Raw genomic sequence first — 18,452 nt, forward strand, 5'->3', positions numbered from 1 at the left:
CTTAGTGAGTGCGACCTTGGCAAGGCAACGCACTACATACTCCCTTACTGCCCTACTCCCTTACTCCCTTCTCTTTCACAGCCAGCCGCTCTTGCGGAAGCGCCAGTAGAGAACCGAGCAGACCAAAATAATCGCTCCCAGAACGACCGGGTAGCCATATTCCATCCTAAGTTCCGGCATGTCGTTGAAGTTCATGCCGTAGATGCCTGCGAGCGCCGTCGGCACCGCCAGGATTGCAGCCCATGAGGCGAGCTTCTTGGTGATCGCCGTTTCCTGGCTCTGGCCAACCAGGAGGCTCGCCTCGAAGGCAAATGCGAGCACCTCCCGCAAGCTGTCGATCTTCTCCTGGACGGTGCGGATGTGGTCGGTGACGTCGCGGAACAGCGGGTGCATGGCCGCATGGATCTGCGGCAGGTCGGCGCTGGTCAACCGGCGGCAGACTTCCACCAGTGGCAGCGCGGCGTTGCGCAGGCGCAAGAGATCGCGGCGCAGCATGTAGAGCCGCTCTATGTCGGAGCCGGCCATCGGCTTCAGCAGAACCCTGTCCTCGATCGCCTCGACCTCGTCCTCGATCTGCTCAAGCACCGGCATGTAGTTGTCGACGATGAAATCGAGAATGGCATAGAGGACGAAATCCTCGCCTTTGGCTAGCGAATGCGGGCAGCTTTCCCAATGCTGGCGAACGGCGGCATAAGAAGTCGACGGACCGTGCCTGACGCTGACGATGTAGCCGGCGCCGACGAACAGATGCGTCTCGCCGAAGGTGACGCGCCTGTCGATCAGTTGAGCCGTGCGGGCAACGATGAACAACGCATCGCCATATTGCTCGATCTTCGGCCGCTGATGCGGATGCTCGGCGTCCTCGATCGCCAGATCGTGCAGGTGGAATTGCGCCTGGACACGAAGCAAGAGGTCGCGGTCCGGTTCCAGCAGGCCGATCCAGACGACATGACCTGGCTTCTTGGCCCATTCGCCGGCTTCCTCGATCGGAATGTCGGCGACACGCCGGCCGGCGGTATAGACGCTGGAAGCGACGATGGCCGATGTCGGCGGGACCGGCGTCAGGTTCCGAACGGTTTCCATCGCTACCTCCTGGAGGCATGGCCTCGGGTCAGGATCAGGAACGTTCGGTAAAGCTTACCCTAAATCAGCAATGGGTTCGAGAGGCAGCCGTTCACTTCGCCGGTAGCGTTGCGGGAAGCACAATCTTGTCTGTCTTGTCGCCCTTCGGCCGCTCGGCCGGCATCTGGTCGCCGGTGACGATGTAGTAGATCGTCTCGGCGATATTGGTGGCGTGGTCGCCGATCCGCTCGATGTTCTTGGCGCAGAACAGCAGGTGCGTGCAGGGCGTGATGTTGCGCGGATCTTCCATCATGTAGGTCAGCAACTCGCGAAACAGCGAGGTGTACACGGCGTCGATCTGATCGTCGCGGTCACGCACGAAGCCGATCTTTTCCACCGAGCGCGACGCATAGACGTCGAGCACTTCCTTGAGCTGCGTCAACGCCAGGTCGGCTAAGGCCGCGATGCCGCGGAACAGGCTGGTCGGCTGGCGCCCTTCTATGACGGCAACCACGCGCTTGGCGACATTCTTGCCGAGGTCGCCGACCCGCTCGAGATCCGCCGAGATGCGGATCGCGCCGACGATCTCGCGCAAATCCGTCGCCATCGGCTGGCGCTTGGCGATGATGATGATCGCCTTGTCGTCGATCTCGCGCTGCCCCTGGTCCAGAACGGCATCGTCGCGGATGACCTTCTGGGCAAGGCCAGGGTCGGCGTTGACCAGGGCCGCAATCGCCTGTTCGACCATGCGTTCGGCATGCCCGCCCATCGCGGCAATGCGCTTCGACAGATATTTCAGCTCCTCGTCATAGGCGCTGACGATGTGCACGGACTGCATGGAGATGCCTTCCAGGGTCTTCTGGTCCGAGTCGTTCCTCGAATCCCCGCTGATACGCTAGCCGGATGACAGAAAAAAGAAACCGTTAGAGCGACGTGCGTCCACTAGGCCACAGAGTAGGCTCTAAAGTCCTGTATCCACGCATCCGGTGGCCCTAAAGTCTTCCGGTACTCGGACCGGCGCGTGCTTAGATAGCGAGGTGTCAGTGCACCGGCAAATGCACCGTGAAAGCTGCGCCGTTGCCGACCTCTGACTTGATCGACAGCCTGGCGTTGTGGCGCGTCAGGATATGCTTGACGATGGACAGGCCAAGGCCGGTGCCCTTCTGGGTCCGGCTGTTTTCGACATCGACGCGGTAGAAACGTTCGGTGATGCGCGGGATGTGCTCCTCGGGAATGCCGGGGCCAAAGTCCCGGATGGCGACGTCGATGCCGGGTTCGGGACCGTCATCGCTGTGGGCAATCGTCACCACGACACGTCCACCCGACTGTCCATATTTGCAGGCGTTTTCCAGCAGATTTTCGAAAACCTGGAAAAGTTCATCGCGATCCCCCGGCACATTGAGTGGTCCTTTCGCGAAATCCCGCTCGATGGCAACGCCGTTTTCCCGCGCAAGCGGACCCAGCGAATCGATGACGCTGTCGAGGGTCTGGCGGAGATCGACCTCGGTTCCCGGCTTCAGATAGGGTTTCATCTCCAGCCGCGAAAGCGACAGCAGGTCGTCGATCAGGCGCGCCATGCGGCCGGTCTGGTTGTGCATGATCTGCAGGAACTGCTCGCGCGCCGCCGGGTCATTGCGGGCCGGGCCGCGCAGCGTCTCGATGAAACCGGAGATCGAGGCGAGCGGAGTTCGCAGCTCATGGCTGGCATTGGCGATGAAGTCGGCCCGCATCCGGTCGATCCGGCGCGCCTCGCTCTGGTCCTTGAAGACCAGCACATAGAGGTCGGTGCCGTGGCCGACCGAAGATGCACTCACGCGATAGGCCCGTTCGACCGGCAGCTTTTCGGTATATTCGACGACGTCCGAAGCGGCGGCGCCCGACAGGATACTGTCCAGCAAGGCCTGCATCTCGGGCGCGCGGAATTTCAGCGACAGCGACATGCCCGGTGCGATGCCGCCGAAGGCGGCGAAGGCGGCGGCGTTGGCATGGACAATCGTCGCGGTGCGATCGAAGATGATCAGCGGATCGGCAACGGCAGCCGCCAGATATTCTCCCGACAGCTGTTGTAGCCCGCCTGCCTCGATCGCCGCGGCATCCTCCGCGGATTGGCGCGCTACGCCGGCCGGCAGCATCGCGGCGGCGAGCAGCAGCACAGCACATGCCAGCAGCACCACATAGAAGGACATGTTTGCGAAACCATAGACCGTCAAGACCGCGACGATGCCGGCCGCAAGCAGCCAGCGGCTGTTCCACAACCGGGTGGCGACGGCTTGCGCCGTGGTTCGCTGTTCTGCGCCGCCCATATCAGCCATTGTCAGCTACTGTCAGCCATTCGCGCCACTGTGCCTCCGTCCCCACCCCCGGCCGGCCGGTTGGAAACTTCCCGCTGACCGGCGCTATCACTAAATCTGCTGCATCGTTCCTTTCGAAAATCGATTCCGATTTTCGGGCCGATGCAGTAAGGCTCCCAATAGCATGAGTCCAGAAGCTGGAAAGGTTCGTCTCGATGAAAAACCCTAGGGAAAATGCCGCCGCGCCTGTTCCAGGTCCGCAAAAGATCCGGATCAACGGCAAGGAGTTCGAGTTCGACATCGAGGATCCCAAGCTTCCTGACTGGATCGAGGACAACAAGCTGACCGCCGGCGGCTACCCCTACGACAAGAAAATGAAAAGCGACGAGTATGACGAGACGCTCGAGCGGCTGCAGATCGAGTTGGTCAAGGCGCAGGCATGGCTGCAATCGACGGGCAAGCGGGTGATGTCGCTGTTCGAAGGACGCGATGCCGCCGGCAAGGGCGGCACGATCTTCGCGCTGCGCCAGTACATGAACCCCAGGACAGCGCGCAACGTGGCGCTGACCAAGCCTAGCCCAACCGAAATCGGGCAATGGTATTTCCAGCGCTATGTCGCGCACTTTCCGACATCCGGCGAGTTCGTCACCTTCGACCGCTCCTGGTACAATCGCGCCGGCGTTGAGCCGGTCATGGGCTTCTGCACGCCGGAGCAGCATCAGAAATTCCTGGACGAGACGCCGTATTTTGAACGGATGATCTGCAACGAGGGCATCCATTTCTTCAAATTCTGGCTGAACATCGGTCGGGAAACACAGCTTGAGCGGTTTCACGATCGCCGCTGGAGTCCTTTGAAGAACTGGAAATTCTCGCCGATCGATATTGCCGGCATCGCCAAATGGGACGATTACACCAAGGCGCGCGATCTCATGTTCGAACGCACCCATAAGGAATTCGCGCCCTGGATCATCATCCAGGCCAACGACAAGCGGCGCGCGCGACTTGCCATCATCCGGCGCATCCTGTTGTCGCTTCCCTATGACGGCCGCGATCTCGACGCCATCGGCAAGGAAGACAAGAAGATCATCGGGGAAGCGCCTTCGTTCCTGGGAAGACAGGCCTGAAGCGCTGCCGCGCGCCCCCAAGGACGCGCGGCACGATTCCGGATATTCCTGTCATTCTGCCGAATGACGTCTCATGCCGCCAGCCGGGCAATCCGCTGCAGCCGCCGCAGTGTGGTATCGTCCTGCAAAGCCTGCTGAAATAGCGAAATCTCCTGGTCGATGCGATCGCAGAGTGCGCCTGTGTCGCCCTTGAGCAGGTCGCGCGTCTGCAGCAGTGCGGCAACCGGCTTCTTGGCGAGTTGCCTGGCTCTGCCAAGTGCGGCTTCCTCGACGTCGCCGACCACGATCTCCGTGACCAGGCCCAGCATCCTGGCGTCCGCGGCACTGAGCGTGTCGCCCAGGCAGAAGAAGCGGAAAGCGCCGGCATAACCGAGTTTCTGCGGCGCCAGGATGCTGGTCGCCGCGTCCGGCACGAGGCCGAAATCGACGAACGGCACCCGGAACGTGCTTTCGTCAGATGCGATCACCATGTCGCAGTGGAACAGGATGGTGCAGCCGACACCGACGGCGTCGCCGTCGACACAGGCAAGGACCGGTTTGGGGAACGTCGCCAACGTGCGGAACATGTCGGTGACGGCAGCGATCAACCGTTGATGCTTGGTGGCGTCGAGGAACTCGGAGAAATCGCCGCCGAGGCAGAAGCAGCCGGCGAGGCCGCGCAGCACCACGACGCGCACATCATCGTCGATTGCAGCTTCGTGGAAGATCCTGGCCAGGCTTTCATAGGCTCGCCCGTCCAGCACCGGCCGGCCGTCATCCGACGACACCGTGACGATCAACGAATGATTGCGGAACTCTGTTTGCGGGTGGATGTTCATGGCTGTCTCCAATTCTCACGAGGCCTGCCTCATTCCGAGCCTGTCGGGATATCCCCTGGCCAGAACCGGCGCGAAATGACTGCGACGCGACCGCACCACCTCAAGCGTGTGCTCGTTGAAGGTGAGCAGTGTGGCGACGACCTGCTGGTTGCCATAGGTGCGCTGGTAGCCAAGCGGTTTCGCCAAGAAGTGCAACTGCAGCGCCCGCAGGACCCACATCGGTTCGAACTCGATGATCACCTGGTTGACATTCCGCTTCAGCCCCCACTCGACGAAGCCGGCAATGAGCTCGGTGCCGACCGTCGAGACGCCGCGCTTGCCGTCACGAAAGCCCGGCGCGACCGCATAGCGGGTCAGTTCCCACACGTTCGGCCCGGATGGCGGCGTGCCTTCAAAGAGGTCCGCCAGCACCTCGGTCAGAAGATGCGCACGCGTTGTCGGCAACATCCGCTGATAACCGGCGAGCTCGCCATTGCGGATGACGAGCTGATGCACCGCCTCGTCATGGTCGAACTGATCGATCTCAAGGCCGTCGGGGCGCTGCAGATCGGTCCACCCCATCTCCTCGACGAAAATCTTGTAGCGTAAGCGATGAACGGCCTCCCAAAGGTCGGGACGTTCCATAAGTTCCTGTGTTGTAAGGGAAAAAAGCATCTGCCGTCTCCTAGGTTCAATAGGAAGATACGGCCGGGCTGTCCCGAGGAAATTACGCGATCACGTAGGCAAGAATTTCTAGGCCGGCACGGCCGAGCTAGCTAATATAGCCGCGCCTTATCGCTTCCGCGACCGCCTGCACCCGGTTGACGGCACCGAGTTTGCTTTTGGCGTTAAGAAGGTGTTTCTCTGATGTGTGTTCCGAAATGCCGAGAATCTGTGAAATCTCCCATTCGGACTTGCCGACGGCGGCCCATTGCATGCATTCGCGCTCACGCGGCGTCAGTTCGACGTGGTGGTCGACGGTCTTGGCCGCCATCGTGTGGATCTGCATGGCGCGGCCAATCGCATAGGTCGCCACCAGCGACACCAGCCCAAAATCGGCGCCCGACAATTCGACGGCCTCGCCGCCCAGCGACACCATGACGATCTGGCCATCGAGCGTGATCAGCGGGAAGGCCAATCCGTCGCGCAGCTTGAATTCGCCGGCGTCGCCCATCACTTCGCCGCTGCTCTTGTCGATGCGGATGCTCTGGGACGCTTCCCGCCACTGGAACGGCGCCTGCAGCTGCTTCATGTGGCTGACAACGGGGTCATGGTCGACATAGTTGCGCGCCACATAGCGCTCCAGCCATTCTCCCGGCCACTCGCAAAGCAGCACATGGTCCTTTTGCTGGCCTCTTGGCGTGCCCGGTTGCGGAACCGTTCCGGCCATCAGCGCCGTCAGGCCGAACTCCGAGGTTATGCCAAGCAGTTTTTCGCAGACCGCGGCCGCCGTATCGGCGTGCTGCAGCTGATCTATGAATTCCAGTGTGCGATCGAAATGGCCCATTGCAACATCTACCCCATGTTGCCTTCCCGCGTTGAGATCAACGGCCCAGTGCTTGACCCGCACTTTGCCCTCGACCCCGGATTACAAACCTGCTCCCCTCAGTTTGCAGCGGCTTGCGGCTACCCTCCAGCCGACCGCCACACATGTTTGCAAGCTCGCCGAAGCATAGCCCTAAATCGGCGTGATGAAATCAAAAACCGTTGTGCCTGTGGCATTTTCGTACCAAAAGCCACATTGGACAGGACAGGGCGGAGCTCGATCGTGGCAATTCGGTGGATGACCATCGTCTTGATGCTGGCAATGACGGGGGCAGCGTGGCTCACGGGAGCGCGTGCCGCGGAGCCGCAAGTGCCGGTGCTGTGGGATGCCAAGGAGCGGCTGCCGAAGCCTGACCTTTCCGCGCTGCCGCGTCTGAGATTCCTGACCACCACCGATTTCCCGCCGTTCAACTTCCTCGACGGGGCGGGCCGCTTGTCCGGCTTCCACGTCGATCTGGCGCGCGCGATCTGCGCCGAACTCGGCATCGCCGAAAAATGCCAGATCCAGGCGCTGCCTTGGGCCGAGCTCGAAGGGGCGCTGCAAAAGGGCGAAGGCGAAGCGATCATTGCCGGCATTGCCGCCACGCCGGAGTCGCGGTCGAAATATGCTTTCTCGCGTTCCTACCTGCAGTTTCCGGCGCGCTTCATCATGCCGAAGGCAAAGGCGCTCACGGAGCCTGTCTTCGACAGACTGCGTGGCAAGCGCGTCGGCGTGGTCGCAGGCTCCGCGCATGAGCGGATGCTGCGCGATTACTTCGGCACCGTCCAGGTCGTTCCTTTCGCGCAGCTGGAAGAGCTCTACGACGGTCTCAAGGCCGGCAAGGTCGACGCCGGCTTCGGCGACGGCATGCGCTTCGCCTTCTGGCTGGGCAGTTCGAATTCCGCAGCCTGCTGCCGCTTTGCCGGCGGTCCCTATCTGGCGCCCGAATATCTGGGGTCGGGCATGGCCATCGCTACCAGGGCCAACGATCCAGCGCTGGCCGCAGCGTTCGACTACGCACTGCAGGAGATTTCGGTGAAGGGCATCTTCGCCGAATTCTATCTGCGCTATTTCCCGGTCAGTTTTTTCTGATCCGGCCCGGTCAGCTTTTTCTGATCCGGCCCGGTCAGCTTTTTCTGATCCGTTGGGGTCTGGATCAAGTCAGCGTGCGCAGGCGAGCCTTGGCAGCACGGGCGATGGCGGCGACGGTGAGCGTGTCGAGATCGAGCTGGCGACGGATAAGCTGCAGCACCCTCACCTCCTCCAGGCGCATTTCGAGGTCGACCGCCGCAACCTCGAAGGCTGCGGCATAGGCGGTGTCAAGCAGGCGCTCGGGCAGTGCTTCAGCGACGTGCGCCAAAACGCCTTCCAACCCGTCCTTTTCGTGCAGCAGCTTCTGGCAGTCCTGGGCGACGCCGACCAGCCGGTCGTGGTCGAAATCCTCGAACACCGGCCATGAGCGGACGACGTCGCCGATCCGCGCCAATTCGACATCGGTCATGTCGCGATCGGACGCGGAGGTTATTACCATCAGATGGATCAGGGCTTCGTGCGGCGGCAATGGCATTTAACAACTCCTCAAACGGGCTCCGAAGTTAGAAACGCGGCACCGACGTCGCAAGGAAAAAGCGCCGCGATCGTTGACGCCCACGGCAGGCACGCCTAGAGACCGGTTGAAACAATCGTCTGGCCCCTTCTTGCGGCCCCTTTTTGCGGCGATGCCGGCGAATAATTTGGAAAACAGTGACATGGCGGGATCAAACATCATCGATCTCAATCCCGAGGTGCTTGCGGCAGCGGCTGAAAGCAAGGCGTGGCCGTTCGAGGAAGCCAGGAAGATCGTCGAGCGCTACAAAGGCACTGACTTTCCCGAGACCGTCCTGTTTGAGACCGGCTACGGTCCGTCGGGGCTGCCGCACATCGGTACTTTCGGCGAGGTCGCACGCACCTCGATGGTGCGCCACGCCTTCCGCGTCCTCACCCGGGACACGGTCAAGACCAAGATCTTGTGCTTTTCCGACGACATGGACGGCATGCGCAAGATTCCGGACAACGTCCCCGATCGCGCCGCACTCGAGCCGCACCTGCACAAGCCGCTCTCGTCCGTCCCCAATCCTTTCGGCGGCGACTATGCGAGCTTCGCAGACCACAACAACGCGATGCTTTGCCGTTTCCTGGACACGTTCGGCTTCGACTATGAGTTCGCCAGCGCGACGGAATACTACAAGGCTGGCCGTTTCGACGACGTCCTGCTGCGCGCTGCCGAACGTTTCGACAAGATCATGGACGTGATGCTGCCGACGCTCGGAGAGGAGCGTCAGGCGACCTACAGTCCGTTCTTGCCGATTTCCCCCAAAAGTGGCCGCGTGCTTTACGTCCCCATGAAGCATGTCGACGCTAAGGCCGGCACGATCACCTTCGACGATGACGGCACCGAAACCACGCTGCCCATAACCGGCGGCAGGGTGAAGCTGCAGTGGAAGCCGGATTTCGGCATGCGCTGGGCGGCGCTCGGCGTCGATTTCGAAATGTTCGGCAAAGACCACCAGACGAATGCGGTGATCTACGACCGTATCTGCAATATCCTGGGCGGGCGCGCTCCCGAGCATTTCGTCTATGAGCTGTTCCTGGACGAGAACGGCCAGAAGATTTCGAAGTCGAAGGGTAACGGACTGACCATAGACGAGTGGCTGACCTACGCGCCGACCGAAAGCCTCGAGCTCTATATGTACCAGCGGCCGAGGCAGGCCAAGAAGCTCTATTTCGACGTCATTCCGAAGGCGGTGGACGAGTATTACGCCTTTCTGTCCGCCTATCGCCGGCAGGAGTGGAAGGAGCGGCTGGGAAATCCCGTCTGGCACATGCATGACGGCAATCCGCCTGTCGTCGACCTGCCGGTGTCGTTCGCGCTGCTGCTCAATCTGGTCAGCGCCTCGAACGCCCAGAACAAGGACGTGCTGTGGGGGTTCATTTTGCGCCACACCTCAGGCGTGACGCCGAAGACCCATCCCGAGCTCGACCGGCTGGCCGAATATGCGATCCGCTATTTCGACGATTTCGTGAAGCCGGCCAAGGTGTACCGGGCCGCCGATGCGGTCGAGCGCGAGGCGCTGACGAAACTGTCCGAAGCGCTCGCCGCATTGCCGACAGATGCCGATGGCGAGGCGATCCAGAATACCGCGCTCAACGTCGCGCGCAAGATCGAGCGCTATCAGGACCATTCGAAGCAGAGCCCGGAAGGCGGGCCAGGCGTCTCCGTCGCCTTCTTCCAGATGATCTACCAGATTTTGATCGGACAGGAGCGCGGCCCGCGCTTCGGTTCCTTCGCCGCACTCTACGGCATCGCAGAAACCCGCGCGCTCATTCAGAAGGCGCTGGCCGGTCAGTTGGCGGCGTAGCCGACGAATCGGTTGGCGGCGTAGCCGCCGCCGAAGGCTCGAGAATCGGCTGCGTCGGCTGCGCTGTGGCCGCAAAGGGGGCTGGCGCCGAAGGCAGGCCGGAGAGACTGGGCGCCGGCCCGAAAATGCCCTTCTTCGCCGTACGCGCCTTCTCGCCGGCCTCGACATAAGGGCCACCTTTGACGGCGCGCGCCCAGCCGTTTTCGATCAACCACTGGCCGACATCCTGGTTGCCGACGCGGCATTCGGCGGTGATCAGGTCGCGGCCGCCCTCGGGTGGCACCGTGCAGACCACCGCCCGACCGCGCAGGAAGGCACGGAACGCCGTTCGCGCCCGGGTGCCACACGTCCAGGACTTGCCGCCGTCGGTGCAAGTTTCGTCCTGCCCGACGATGTCGACCCCGGAAATCGCGACGGAGTAGCCCTTGGCCTCGATCACACCGGCGGCCGATGCAACCGGCTGGAACAGTTTTGTCCCGTTGAAGTCGTCGGGCATTTTCGTTTTGGGCGGCTTGGGCGGTCCGGCCAGCGCCAGCTCACTCAGCGGCGCGCGCGGCTCGACCCGTTCAAGCTCTTCGGGCTGAAGCTGCGGCGGCGCGACGACTTTGGGATCGATGGCCCTGGAATATACCTCCGGCCGTACCACCTTGGGCTGCGGAATCGCTGGTGTGGCGGGCGCTTGGGATTGCGCCGCGATGCCGGCCTGTGCCCGAGCCGCGACGCGCCCATTTTCGTCCTGCAGCACGGCGCGGCCACCGGCGGCAATCACAGCCCCCATTGCCAGGATCGTCAACACCGCGGCGGCTGCATGAACCGGACGCATCGGCGGCCCCTACTGGCTTGCCCAGACAATCCGCGCCACCCATTCGACATCGCGCATCGGGATGTCGCGATCCGGGTGATCGGGATTGAGCGAGACCAGCATGATCGACTTCGCCGTCTGACGGTCCAGCACCTTGGCCATTACCTCGCCAGCATTGGTCTTGACGACGACGCGGTCGCCCTTGCGGGTGGCGGCGCCCGGCTCGACGATCAGCACGTCGCCCTTGCGGTAGAGCGGCAACATGGAATCGCCCTGGACCTGCAGCGCATAGGAGGTATCGGTCGCCCGTGCCGGAAGCTCGATCAGGTCCCAGCCCTGCCCCACGGGAAAGCCGGCATCGTCGAAGAAGCCGCCGGCGCCGGCCTGGGCGAAGCCGAGCAGCGGCACCGAAGATTTCTGTGCCGGCAGAGATCCAGGAACGGTCTTGCCCCGGCCTTCGACCAGTCCGGTGAATTCGTCGAGCGAAGCGCCGGTCGCCTCGATGATCTTGGCCAGCGACTCGGTCGACGGCCAGCGCGGCCGCCCGTCCGAGGACAGCCGCTTCGACTTGTTGAAGGCGGTCGAATCGAGGCCCGCGCGTTTCGCCAGCCCCGACGCCGAGAGCGAATAGCGCTCGGCGAGAGCATCGATGGCGGCCCATACGCGGTCATGCGAGAGCACTTTTGCTCTCCTTCCGAACAGGAAAAAATACCTTCTCCGTTCTAACCGGTGGCCGTGATTTTGTCCACCACCGAAGGCGGCGTCACGCCGCCTTCTTGGCCTCGCTCCTGGCATAGGGATCAAAGCGTTCGTAGAAAGTCTCGCCCTTCTCTGCCATGTCGAGCAGGAGCTTCGGCGCCTTGAACTCGCCGCCGTACTTCTTCTGAAGACCCTTGGCGATCTTGACGAATTTTTTTGCGCCGATGCCGTCGATGTAGGACAGCACGCCGCCGGTAAAGGGCGCGAAGCCGAAGGCGAGGATCGAGCCTACATCGGCCTCGCGCGGGTCGGTGACGATGCCCTCCTCCATCACCCGGGCCGCCTCCAACGCGATGGTGACCAGGAGCCGCTGCTTCAGTTCCCCATAATCGACCTCTTCGGGCGCCAACTGCGGATAGAGATCCTTCAGGTCCGGCCACAGCTTCTTCTTGGCAGGCTTTTGCGGATAATCGTAAAAGCCCTTGCCGTTCTTGCGGCCGAAGCGGCCATACGTGTCGACCAGCGTGTTGATCAGCGCCATCTGCTTCGGGTCGACCGCCTTGTCGCCGACATCGCGCATGGTCTGCTTCATGATCTTCTGCGCGAGGTCGATCGCAGTTTCGTCCGTCAGCGCCAAGGGGCCGACCGGCATGCCGGCGGCCTTCGCCGCATTCTCGATCATCGGCGCCGGAACGCCCTCGATCAGCATCTTGTAGGCTTCCGACATGTAGCGCAGCACGCAGCGGTTGACGTAGAAGCCGCGCGTGTCGTTGACGACGATTGGCGTCTTCTTGATGGCGCGGACGAAGTCGATCGCGGTGGCCAGCGCCCTGTCGCCCGTCTTCTTGCCCAAAATGATTTCGACCAGCATCATCTTGTCGACCGGCGAGAAGAAATGGACGCCGATGAAATTCTTCGGCCGCGCCGAATTCTTCGCCAGCGACGTGATCGGGATGGTGGACGTGTTCGATGCGAAGACCGCCGACGGCTTCAGCACGGCCTCCGCCTTTTCGGTGGCGTCTTTCTTGACGCCCGAATCCTCGAATACCGCCTCGACCACCAGGTCGCAGCCTGTGAGGTCGGCATAGTCCGCCGTCGGCGTGATCAGCGACAGCAGCCTGTCCTTGTCCTCCGGCTTGGCGCGGCCCTTCCTGACCTGATCCGAGATCAGGCTGTCCGAATGCGCCTTGCCCTTGGCGGCAGCGTCCATGTCGCGGTCGAGCAGCACCACCGGAATGCCGGCCTTGGCCGTGACATAGGCGATGCCGGCGCCCATGAAGCCGGCGCCGAGCACGCCGATCTTCTTGAACTTGGTTTCCGGCACGCCGGCCGGGCGACGCGCGCCCTTGTTCAGTTCCTGCAGCGACACGAACAGCGAGCGGATCATCGCCGCCGCTTCCCTGGTCTGCATGATCTCGGTGAAATAACGCTGCTCGATGCGCAAGCCGGTGTCGAACGGCACCAGCAGGCCTTCATAGACGCATTTCAGGATGGCCGCGGCAGCCGGATAGTTGCCATAGGTCTCGCGACGCAGGATGGCGATTGCCGGTGGCCACAGATTGGCGCCGGCCACCGAATAGACCGGGCCGCCGGGCAGCTTGAAGCCCTTCTCGTCCCACGGCGCCACTGGCTTCAAGCCATTTTTGATCATGGCTTTGGCGGTTTCGACCAGCTTCGCCGGTTCGGCAATCTCATGGATCAGGCCCATCGACTTGGCCTTCTGCGGCGACAGCGTCTGACCGGAAGTCAGCATCTGCAGCGCCTGCTGCTGGTCGGTCAGCCGCGGTACGCGCTGAGTGCCGCCGGCACCCGGGAAGATGCCGATCTTCACTTCCGGGAGCGCCATCCTGACCTTGTCGGAATCGGCCGCGACACGGCCATGGCAAGCGAGCGACAGCTCGAACGCGCCGCCCATGCAGGTGCCGTTGATCGCCGATACCCACGGCTTGCCTGAGGTCTCCAGCTTGCGGAACAGGCCGGTCATGTAGCCGGCATTGTCGAACAATGCGTTGGTCGCCTTGTCCAGGTCCTTGGCTTTATCGGCTGCGAACTTCGACAGCATCTTCTGCAGCATGGTGATGTCGGCACCGCCGGAGAACGTGTCCTTGCCGGAGGTGATCACCGCCCCCTTTATCGCCGCATCGCTCGCCACCTTGTCGACGATGGCGTTCAGCTCCAGCATCGCCTCTTCGGTGAAGACGTTCATCGAGCGGTCGGGCATGTCCCAAGTGATCAGCGCGATGCCATCGGCGTCAATGTCGAGGGTGAAATTGGTGTAGCTCATCGGTCTCTCTCCCGTCAGACGCGTTCGATGATCGTTGCGGTGCCCATGCCGGCGCCGATGCAGAGCGTCACCAGCGCGGTGTTCAGGTCGCGGCGCTCCAGTTCGTCCAGCACCGTTCCGAAGATCATTGCACCGGTTGCGCCGAGCGGATGGCCCATGGCGATGGCGCCGCCATTGACGTTGATCCTGTCGTGCGAAATGTCGAAAGCCTGCATGTAGCGCAGCACCACCGAGGCGAACGCCTCGTTGAGCTCGAACAGATCGATGTCCGACAGCTTCATCCTGGCGCGCTTCAGCAGCTTCTCGGTCACGTCGACCGGACCGGTCAGCATCAGCACCGGTTCCGAACCGATATTGGCGAATGCACGGATGCGAGCGCGCGGCTTCAGGTCGAGCGACTTTCCAGCCTTCTTCGAGCCGAGCAGAATGGCCGCCGCGCCGTCGACGATGCCGGACGAATTGCCGGCGTGGTGGACGTGATTGACCTCCTCCACCTCGGGATGCTTCTGCACCGCGACGGCATCGAAGCCACCCATTTCGCCGGGCATGACGAAAGACGGGTTGAGGGCCGCCAGCGATTGCATATCGGTCGAAGGCCGCATGTGCTCGTCATGGTCGAGGATGGTCAGGCCGTTCTGGTCCTTGATCGAGATCACCGAATTCTTGAAGCGGCCTTCGCCCCAGGCTTTGGCGGCACGCTTCTGGCTTTCGACCGCATAGGCGTCGACGTCGTCGCGCGAAAAGCCGTATTTCGTGGCGATCAGATCGGCCGAGATGCCCTGCGGCACAAACCAGCCCGGCAGGCCGACCGAGGGGTCCATGAACCAGGCGCCGCCGGACGCGCCCATGCCGACGCGCGACATCGATTCGACGCCGCCGGCGATGACGATCTCGTCGGCGCCTTGCGCGATCTTGGCGGCGCCGAAATTGATGGCGTCCAGGCCAGAGGCGCAGAAGCGCGAGATCTGCATGCCGGGCGCTTTCGTGTCGTAGCCGGCCTCGAAGGCGGCGGCGCGCGGAATGACAGAGCCCGCCTCGCCGACCGGATCGACGCAGCCGAAGATGATGTCGTCGACGGTGCCGGTGTCCAGCCCATTGCGGTCACGGATCGCCTCAAGCACCTTGGCGCCGAGCCGCACCGCCGGCACCTCGTGCAGCGAGCCATCCTTCTTGCCCCTGCCGCGCGGCGTGCGCACGGCGTCATAGACATAAGCTTCGGCCATTTTCCTGCTCCTTGGTTTGCTGAAAGTCTCTCAGAGAGAGCGCCCGATCAGCAATTTCATGATCTCGTTGGTGCCGCCGTAGATGCGCTGGACGCGGGCGTCGCGGAACATGCGGGCGATCGGATACTCATTCATGTAGCCATAGCCGCCATGCAATTGAAGGCATTCGTCGACGACTTTTCCCTGCAGGTCGGACAGCCAGTATTTGGCCATCGAGGCCGTCACCGGGTCGAGACCACCATCGATATGGCGGGCGACGCAGTCATTGTAGAAGACCCGGCCGATGGTCGCCTCGGTCTTCAGTTCGGCCAGCTTGAACTGGGTGTTCTGGAAATCGATAATCGCCTTGCCGAAGGCCTTGCGCTCCTTGACGTAGTCGATGGTCAACGCCAGCGCCCGTTCGACCATGGCGATGGCGCCAGTGCCGATCTGCAGCCGCTCCTGTGGCAATTGCTGCATCAACTGGACGAAGCCCTGGCCTTCCTCGTGGCCGAGCAGATTGGAAGTCGGCACGCGCATATCATTGAAGAACAGTTCCGACGTGTCGTTGGCCTTGAGCCCGATCTTGTCGAGGTTGCGGCCGCGCTCGAACCCTTCCACCTCGTCGGTCTCGACGACGATCAGCGAGGTGCCCTTGGCGCCCTTCTCCGGATCGGTCTTGGTGACGATTATGATGAAATTGGCGAGCTGGCCGTTGGTTATGAAGGTTTTTGAGCCGTTGACCTTGTACTGGTTGCCGTCCTTTTCGGCGCGCGTCTTGACGCCTTGCAGGTCGGAGCCGGCGCCGGGCTCGGTCATGGCGATGGCGCCGATCAACTCGCCGGTCGCCAGTTTCGGCAGCCACTTCTTCTTCTGCTCCTCCGAGCCGTAGTGGAGGATGTAAGGGGCGACGATCGAATTGTGCAGGCCGATGCCAAAACCGTCGACGCCGACATGGCCGATCGCCTCGATGATGGCGCTCTCATGCGCGAACGTCCCGCCCGAACCGCCATATTCCTCCGGCATCGAGGCACAGAGCAGGCCGGCCGCGCCTGCCTTCAGCCAGCACTCGCGGTCGACCATCTCGTTCTTCTCGAACTCGTCATAGCGCGGCGCGATCTCTTCCGACATGAAGCGGTGCGCCATGTCGTAGAGCATGCCGACCTCGTCCGCCGCCCAGGCAGGTTTGGGAAGGCCGAGGATTTCGGCGGGGTTGGTCATGCTGTTTCTCCCTTGCGCCGACGTCCCCCTCCCCTCGAGGGGAGGGAAAATCGAGCTTAGAACGCTTCCGCCGGCAGTGCCATCAATGTATCGGCGCCGCTGGAGATGCGGGCGAGATGCGCCGACGTTTCCGGCATGATCCGCTCCATGAAGAAGCGCGCCGTCACCAGCTTGCTGTCGTAGAAGGCCGAAGAACCATTGCCGCCATTCGCCAATTTCGCCCCGGCTGCGTTAGCCATCTGCGCCCACATGTAGCCCAGCGCCACCAGGCCGAAGAGGTGCATGTAGTCGGTCGAGGCGGCGCCGGCGTTATCGGGCTTGGCCATGCCGTTCTGCATCAGCCACATCGTCGCCGCCTGCAGATCGTTGAGGCCCTTCTTCAGCGCCTTGGTGAAGGGCGCCATCTTCTCGTCAGTGCGGTTCTCCTCGCAGAATTCGCCGACCTCCCTGAAGAAGGCCTGCACGGCGCGGCCGCCATTCAAGGCCAGCTTGCGGCCGACGAGGTCGAGCGCCTGGATGCCGTTGGCGCCCTCGTAGATCATGGCGATGCGGGCATCGCGCACGAACTGGCTCATGCCGTGCTCTTCGATATAGCCGTGCCCGCCGAACACTTGCTGCGCCATCACCGCGTGGTCGAAACCCTTGTCGGTGAGCACGCCCTTGACCACCGGCGTCATCAGCCCGGTGCAGTCGTCGGCGGCCTGGCGGTCCTTGTCGTCACTGGCGCGGTGGGCGATATCGGACTTGATCGCCGTCCACAGCGCCAGTGCGCGACCGGCCTCGTTGAAGGCCTTCATGGTCATCAGGCTGCGGCGGATATCGGGGTGGACGATGATCGGGTCGGCCTTCTTGTCCGGCGCCTTCGGCCCAGACAGCGAGCGTCCCTGCAGGCGATCCTTGGCATAGGACACAGCGTTCTGGTAGGCGACCTCCGACACAGAAAGCCCCTGCAGGCCGACGCCGAGCCTCGCTTCATTCATCATCGTGAACATGGCTTTAAGCCCGCCATTCGTCTCGCCAAGCAGCGTGCCTTGTGCCTCGTCGTAATTCATGACGCAGGTCGAATTGCCATGGATGCCCATCTTCTCCTCGATCGAGCCGCAGGAGACGGTGTTCTTCTCGCCAGGATTGCCTGATGCATCGAGCTTGAGCTTCGGCACGATGAACAGCGAAATGCCCTTCACGCCTTCCGGCGCGCCGTCGATGCGGGCCAGCACCAGGTGGACGATGTTGTCCGCCATGTCGTGCTCGCCGGCCGATATGAAGATCTTGTGGCCCGAAATCCTGTAGGTGCCGTCGCCGTTGGGAACCGCCCTGGTGCGCAGCAGGCCGAGATCGGTGCCGCAATGCGGCTCGGTCAGGTTCATGGTGCCGGTCCAGACGCCCTCGACCAGCTTCGGCAACCAGAGCGCCTTCTGCTCGTCGGTGCCATGGGTAATGATCGCGGCGATCGCGCCCTGCGTCAGGCCGGGGTACATCATCAGCGACATGTTGGCCGAAATCATATATTCGGAAACAGCGGTATGCACCGCGTAAGGCAGACCCTGGCCACCAAATTCGACGGGTGCGGCCAGCCCCAACCAGCCGCCCTCGCGGTATTGGTCGAAGGCCTCCTTGAAGCCTTTCGGCGTCGTCACCGAACCGTCGCCATGGCGCTCGCAGCCTTCCATGTCGCCGACGCGGTTCAGCGGCTGCATGACATTTTCAGCGAGCTTGGCGCCCTCGGCGAGGATGGCCTCGACCACGTCCGGCGTCGCGTCGGAAAATCCGGGAAGATTGGAATAGCGCTGGTAGCCCAGCACTTCGTTCAGCACAAACAGCGTGTCCTGGACCGGCGCCCTGTAGATCGGCATGCGTTTCCTCCACCATGCGGCCTTGGCCCCGAATCCCCCAATGTGAAGTCAGACGGGCATGCGAACCAATGTTCAGGTCGGAATAGCAAAAGTTGACGTTTGCGTAAACGTCAATTTTTTGATGCGACAAATTATCCCCGCCGCTCGCTCATAGCGTAACGGCGCTGGCCGTAGCCGAACAGATTGAAAAATCC

16 protein-coding genes are annotated in these 18,452 nt (G+C 62.4%); 3 read left to right on the plus strand and 13 right to left on the minus strand.

Translation table 11 applies throughout. The features are described 5' to 3' along the window. Positions 1–75: 75 nt before the first annotated feature. The 3 genes from AC0L2R_RS16190 to AC0L2R_RS16200 all read right to left on the minus strand — a co-directional run bounded on the left by AC0L2R_RS16190 (position 76) and on the right by AC0L2R_RS16200 (position 3,374). On the minus strand, positions 76–1,083 hold the full coding sequence (locus tag AC0L2R_RS16190; protein WP_473510151.1) for a magnesium and cobalt transport protein CorA: 1,008 nt from the start codon (positions 1,081–1,083) through the stop codon (positions 76–78). Positions 1,084–1,174: 91 nt separating this feature from the next. Further along, positions 1,175–1,900, minus strand: coding sequence for a phosphate signaling complex protein PhoU (phoU, locus tag AC0L2R_RS16195; RefSeq protein ID WP_027155174.1), 726 nt, complete (start codon positions 1,898–1,900; stop codon positions 1,175–1,177). A 202-nt stretch (positions 1,901–2,102) separates the two neighbouring features. Next, the gene (locus AC0L2R_RS16200) at positions 2,103–3,374 is read right to left on the minus strand and encodes a sensor histidine kinase (RefSeq protein ID WP_473510153.1); all 1,272 of its coding nucleotides are present in this window, start codon (positions 3,372–3,374) and stop codon (positions 2,103–2,105) included. 194 nt (positions 3,375–3,568) lie between these two features. Here AC0L2R_RS16200 and ppk2 point away from each other — a divergent pair, with 194 nt between their 5' ends. Next, complete coding sequence (ppk2, locus tag AC0L2R_RS16205; protein ID WP_473510155.1) at positions 3,569–4,477, plus strand: polyphosphate kinase 2; 909 nt, start codon at positions 3,569–3,571, stop codon at positions 4,475–4,477. Positions 4,478–4,548: 71 nt separating this feature from the next. Here ppk2 and AC0L2R_RS16210 read toward each other — a convergent pair whose 3' ends face one another. The 3 genes from AC0L2R_RS16210 to AC0L2R_RS16220 form a co-directional block, all read right to left on the minus strand. Next, positions 4,549–5,295 carry an enoyl-CoA hydratase-related protein gene (locus AC0L2R_RS16210; RefSeq protein ID WP_084646899.1) on the minus strand — a complete coding sequence of 249 codons (747 nt, stop codon included), beginning with the start codon at positions 5,293–5,295 and terminating at the stop codon, positions 4,549–4,551. Positions 5,296–5,310: 15 nt separating this feature from the next. Beyond that, positions 5,311–5,949: an acyl-homoserine-lactone synthase gene (locus AC0L2R_RS16215; protein WP_027155170.1), complete on the minus strand. Its 639-nt coding sequence runs from the start codon at positions 5,947–5,949 to the stop codon at positions 5,311–5,313. A 97-nt stretch (positions 5,950–6,046) separates the two neighbouring features. Further along, entirely contained in the window at positions 6,047–6,781 is a 735-nt protein-coding gene (locus AC0L2R_RS16220) for a helix-turn-helix transcriptional regulator (RefSeq protein ID WP_091600335.1), read from the minus strand. A gap of 291 nt (positions 6,782–7,072) precedes the next feature. Here AC0L2R_RS16220 and AC0L2R_RS16225 point away from each other — a divergent pair, with 291 nt between their 5' ends. Then, positions 7,073–7,891, plus strand: coding sequence for a transporter substrate-binding domain-containing protein (locus AC0L2R_RS16225; protein WP_473510363.1), 819 nt, complete (start codon positions 7,073–7,075; stop codon positions 7,889–7,891). A 64-nt stretch (positions 7,892–7,955) separates the two neighbouring features. Here AC0L2R_RS16225 and AC0L2R_RS16230 read toward each other — a convergent pair whose 3' ends face one another. Then, complete coding sequence (locus tag AC0L2R_RS16230; RefSeq protein ID WP_027155168.1) at positions 7,956–8,366, minus strand: tellurite resistance TerB family protein; 411 nt, start codon at positions 8,364–8,366, stop codon at positions 7,956–7,958. 181 nt (positions 8,367–8,547) lie between these two features. Here AC0L2R_RS16230 and AC0L2R_RS16235 point away from each other — a divergent pair, with 181 nt between their 5' ends. Beyond that, the gene (locus AC0L2R_RS16235; protein WP_473510157.1) at positions 8,548–10,197 is read left to right on the plus strand and encodes a lysine--tRNA ligase; all 1,650 of its coding nucleotides are present in this window, start codon (positions 8,548–8,550) and stop codon (positions 10,195–10,197) included. Here the strand turns inward: AC0L2R_RS16235 and AC0L2R_RS16240 are convergent. The 6 genes from AC0L2R_RS16240 to AC0L2R_RS16265 form a co-directional block, all read right to left on the minus strand. Beyond that, the gene (locus AC0L2R_RS16240) at positions 10,160–11,020 is read right to left on the minus strand and encodes a thermonuclease family protein (protein WP_473510158.1); all 861 of its coding nucleotides are present in this window, start codon (positions 11,018–11,020) and stop codon (positions 10,160–10,162) included. The genes AC0L2R_RS16235 and AC0L2R_RS16240 overlap by 38 nt on opposite strands. Before the next feature lie 9 nt (positions 11,021–11,029). Further along, complete coding sequence (locus AC0L2R_RS16245) at positions 11,030–11,680, minus strand: S24 family peptidase (protein WP_473510160.1); 651 nt, start codon at positions 11,678–11,680, stop codon at positions 11,030–11,032. Positions 11,681–11,762: 82 nt separating this feature from the next. Further along, positions 11,763–13,982 carry a 3-hydroxyacyl-CoA dehydrogenase NAD-binding domain-containing protein gene (locus AC0L2R_RS16250; RefSeq protein WP_473510162.1) on the minus strand — a complete coding sequence of 740 codons (2,220 nt, stop codon included), beginning with the start codon at positions 13,980–13,982 and terminating at the stop codon, positions 11,763–11,765. Between the two features lie 14 nt (positions 13,983–13,996). Beyond that, on the minus strand, positions 13,997–15,205 hold the full coding sequence (locus AC0L2R_RS16255) for an acetyl-CoA C-acetyltransferase (protein ID WP_473510164.1): 1,209 nt from the start codon (positions 15,203–15,205) through the stop codon (positions 13,997–13,999). 30 nt (positions 15,206–15,235) lie between these two features. Beyond that, positions 15,236–16,405 (minus strand): acyl-CoA dehydrogenase family protein, encoded by a 1,170-nt coding sequence (locus AC0L2R_RS16260; protein WP_128185351.1) that lies wholly within the window; start codon positions 16,403–16,405, stop codon positions 15,236–15,238. A 56-nt stretch (positions 16,406–16,461) separates the two neighbouring features. Continuing rightward, positions 16,462–18,258 carry an acyl-CoA dehydrogenase gene (locus AC0L2R_RS16265; protein ID WP_473510166.1) on the minus strand — a complete coding sequence of 599 codons (1,797 nt, stop codon included), beginning with the start codon at positions 18,256–18,258 and terminating at the stop codon, positions 16,462–16,464. Positions 18,259–18,452 lie beyond the last annotated feature (194 nt).

The sequence above is a fragment of the Mesorhizobium sp. WSM4820 genome, assembly GCF_055811075.1.

Coding starts and splice junctions, on each gene's coding strand:
- AC0L2R_RS16200 (WP_473510153.1), bottom strand. CDS start 3,374: ATGGCTGATATGGGCGGCGCAGAACAGCGAACCACGGCGCAAGCCGTC.
- ppk2 (WP_473510155.1), top strand. CDS start 3,569: ATGAAAAACCCTAGGGAAAATGCCGCCGCGCCTGTTCCAGGTCCGCAA.
- AC0L2R_RS16260 (WP_128185351.1), bottom strand. CDS start 16,405: ATGACCAACCCCGCCGAAATCCTCGGCCTTCCCAAACCTGCCTGGGCG.
- AC0L2R_RS16215 (WP_027155170.1), bottom strand. CDS start 5,949: ATGCTTTTTTCCCTTACAACACAGGAACTTATGGAACGTCCCGACCTT.
- AC0L2R_RS16190 (WP_473510151.1), bottom strand. CDS start 1,083: ATGGAAACCGTTCGGAACCTGACGCCGGTCCCGCCGACATCGGCCATC.
- AC0L2R_RS16255 (WP_473510164.1), bottom strand. CDS start 15,205: ATGGCCGAAGCTTATGTCTATGACGCCGTGCGCACGCCGCGCGGCAGG.
- AC0L2R_RS16235 (WP_473510157.1), top strand. CDS start 8,548: ATGGCGGGATCAAACATCATCGATCTCAATCCCGAGGTGCTTGCGGCA.
- AC0L2R_RS16250 (WP_473510162.1), bottom strand. CDS start 13,982: ATGAGCTACACCAATTTCACCCTCGACATTGACGCCGATGGCATCGCG.
- AC0L2R_RS16240 (WP_473510158.1), bottom strand. CDS start 11,020: ATGCGTCCGGTTCATGCAGCCGCCGCGGTGTTGACGATCCTGGCAATG.
- AC0L2R_RS16230 (WP_027155168.1), bottom strand. CDS start 8,366: ATGCCATTGCCGCCGCACGAAGCCCTGATCCATCTGATGGTAATAACC.
- phoU (WP_027155174.1), bottom strand. CDS start 1,900: ATGCAGTCCGTGCACATCGTCAGCGCCTATGACGAGGAGCTGAAATAT.
- AC0L2R_RS16220 (WP_091600335.1), bottom strand. CDS start 6,781: ATGGGCCATTTCGATCGCACACTGGAATTCATAGATCAGCTGCAGCAC.
- AC0L2R_RS16225 (WP_473510363.1), top strand. CDS start 7,073: ATGCTGGCAATGACGGGGGCAGCGTGGCTCACGGGAGCGCGTGCCGCG.
- AC0L2R_RS16210 (WP_084646899.1), bottom strand. CDS start 5,295: ATGAACATCCACCCGCAAACAGAGTTCCGCAATCATTCGTTGATCGTC.
- AC0L2R_RS16265 (WP_473510166.1), bottom strand. CDS start 18,258: ATGCCGATCTACAGGGCGCCGGTCCAGGACACGCTGTTTGTGCTGAAC.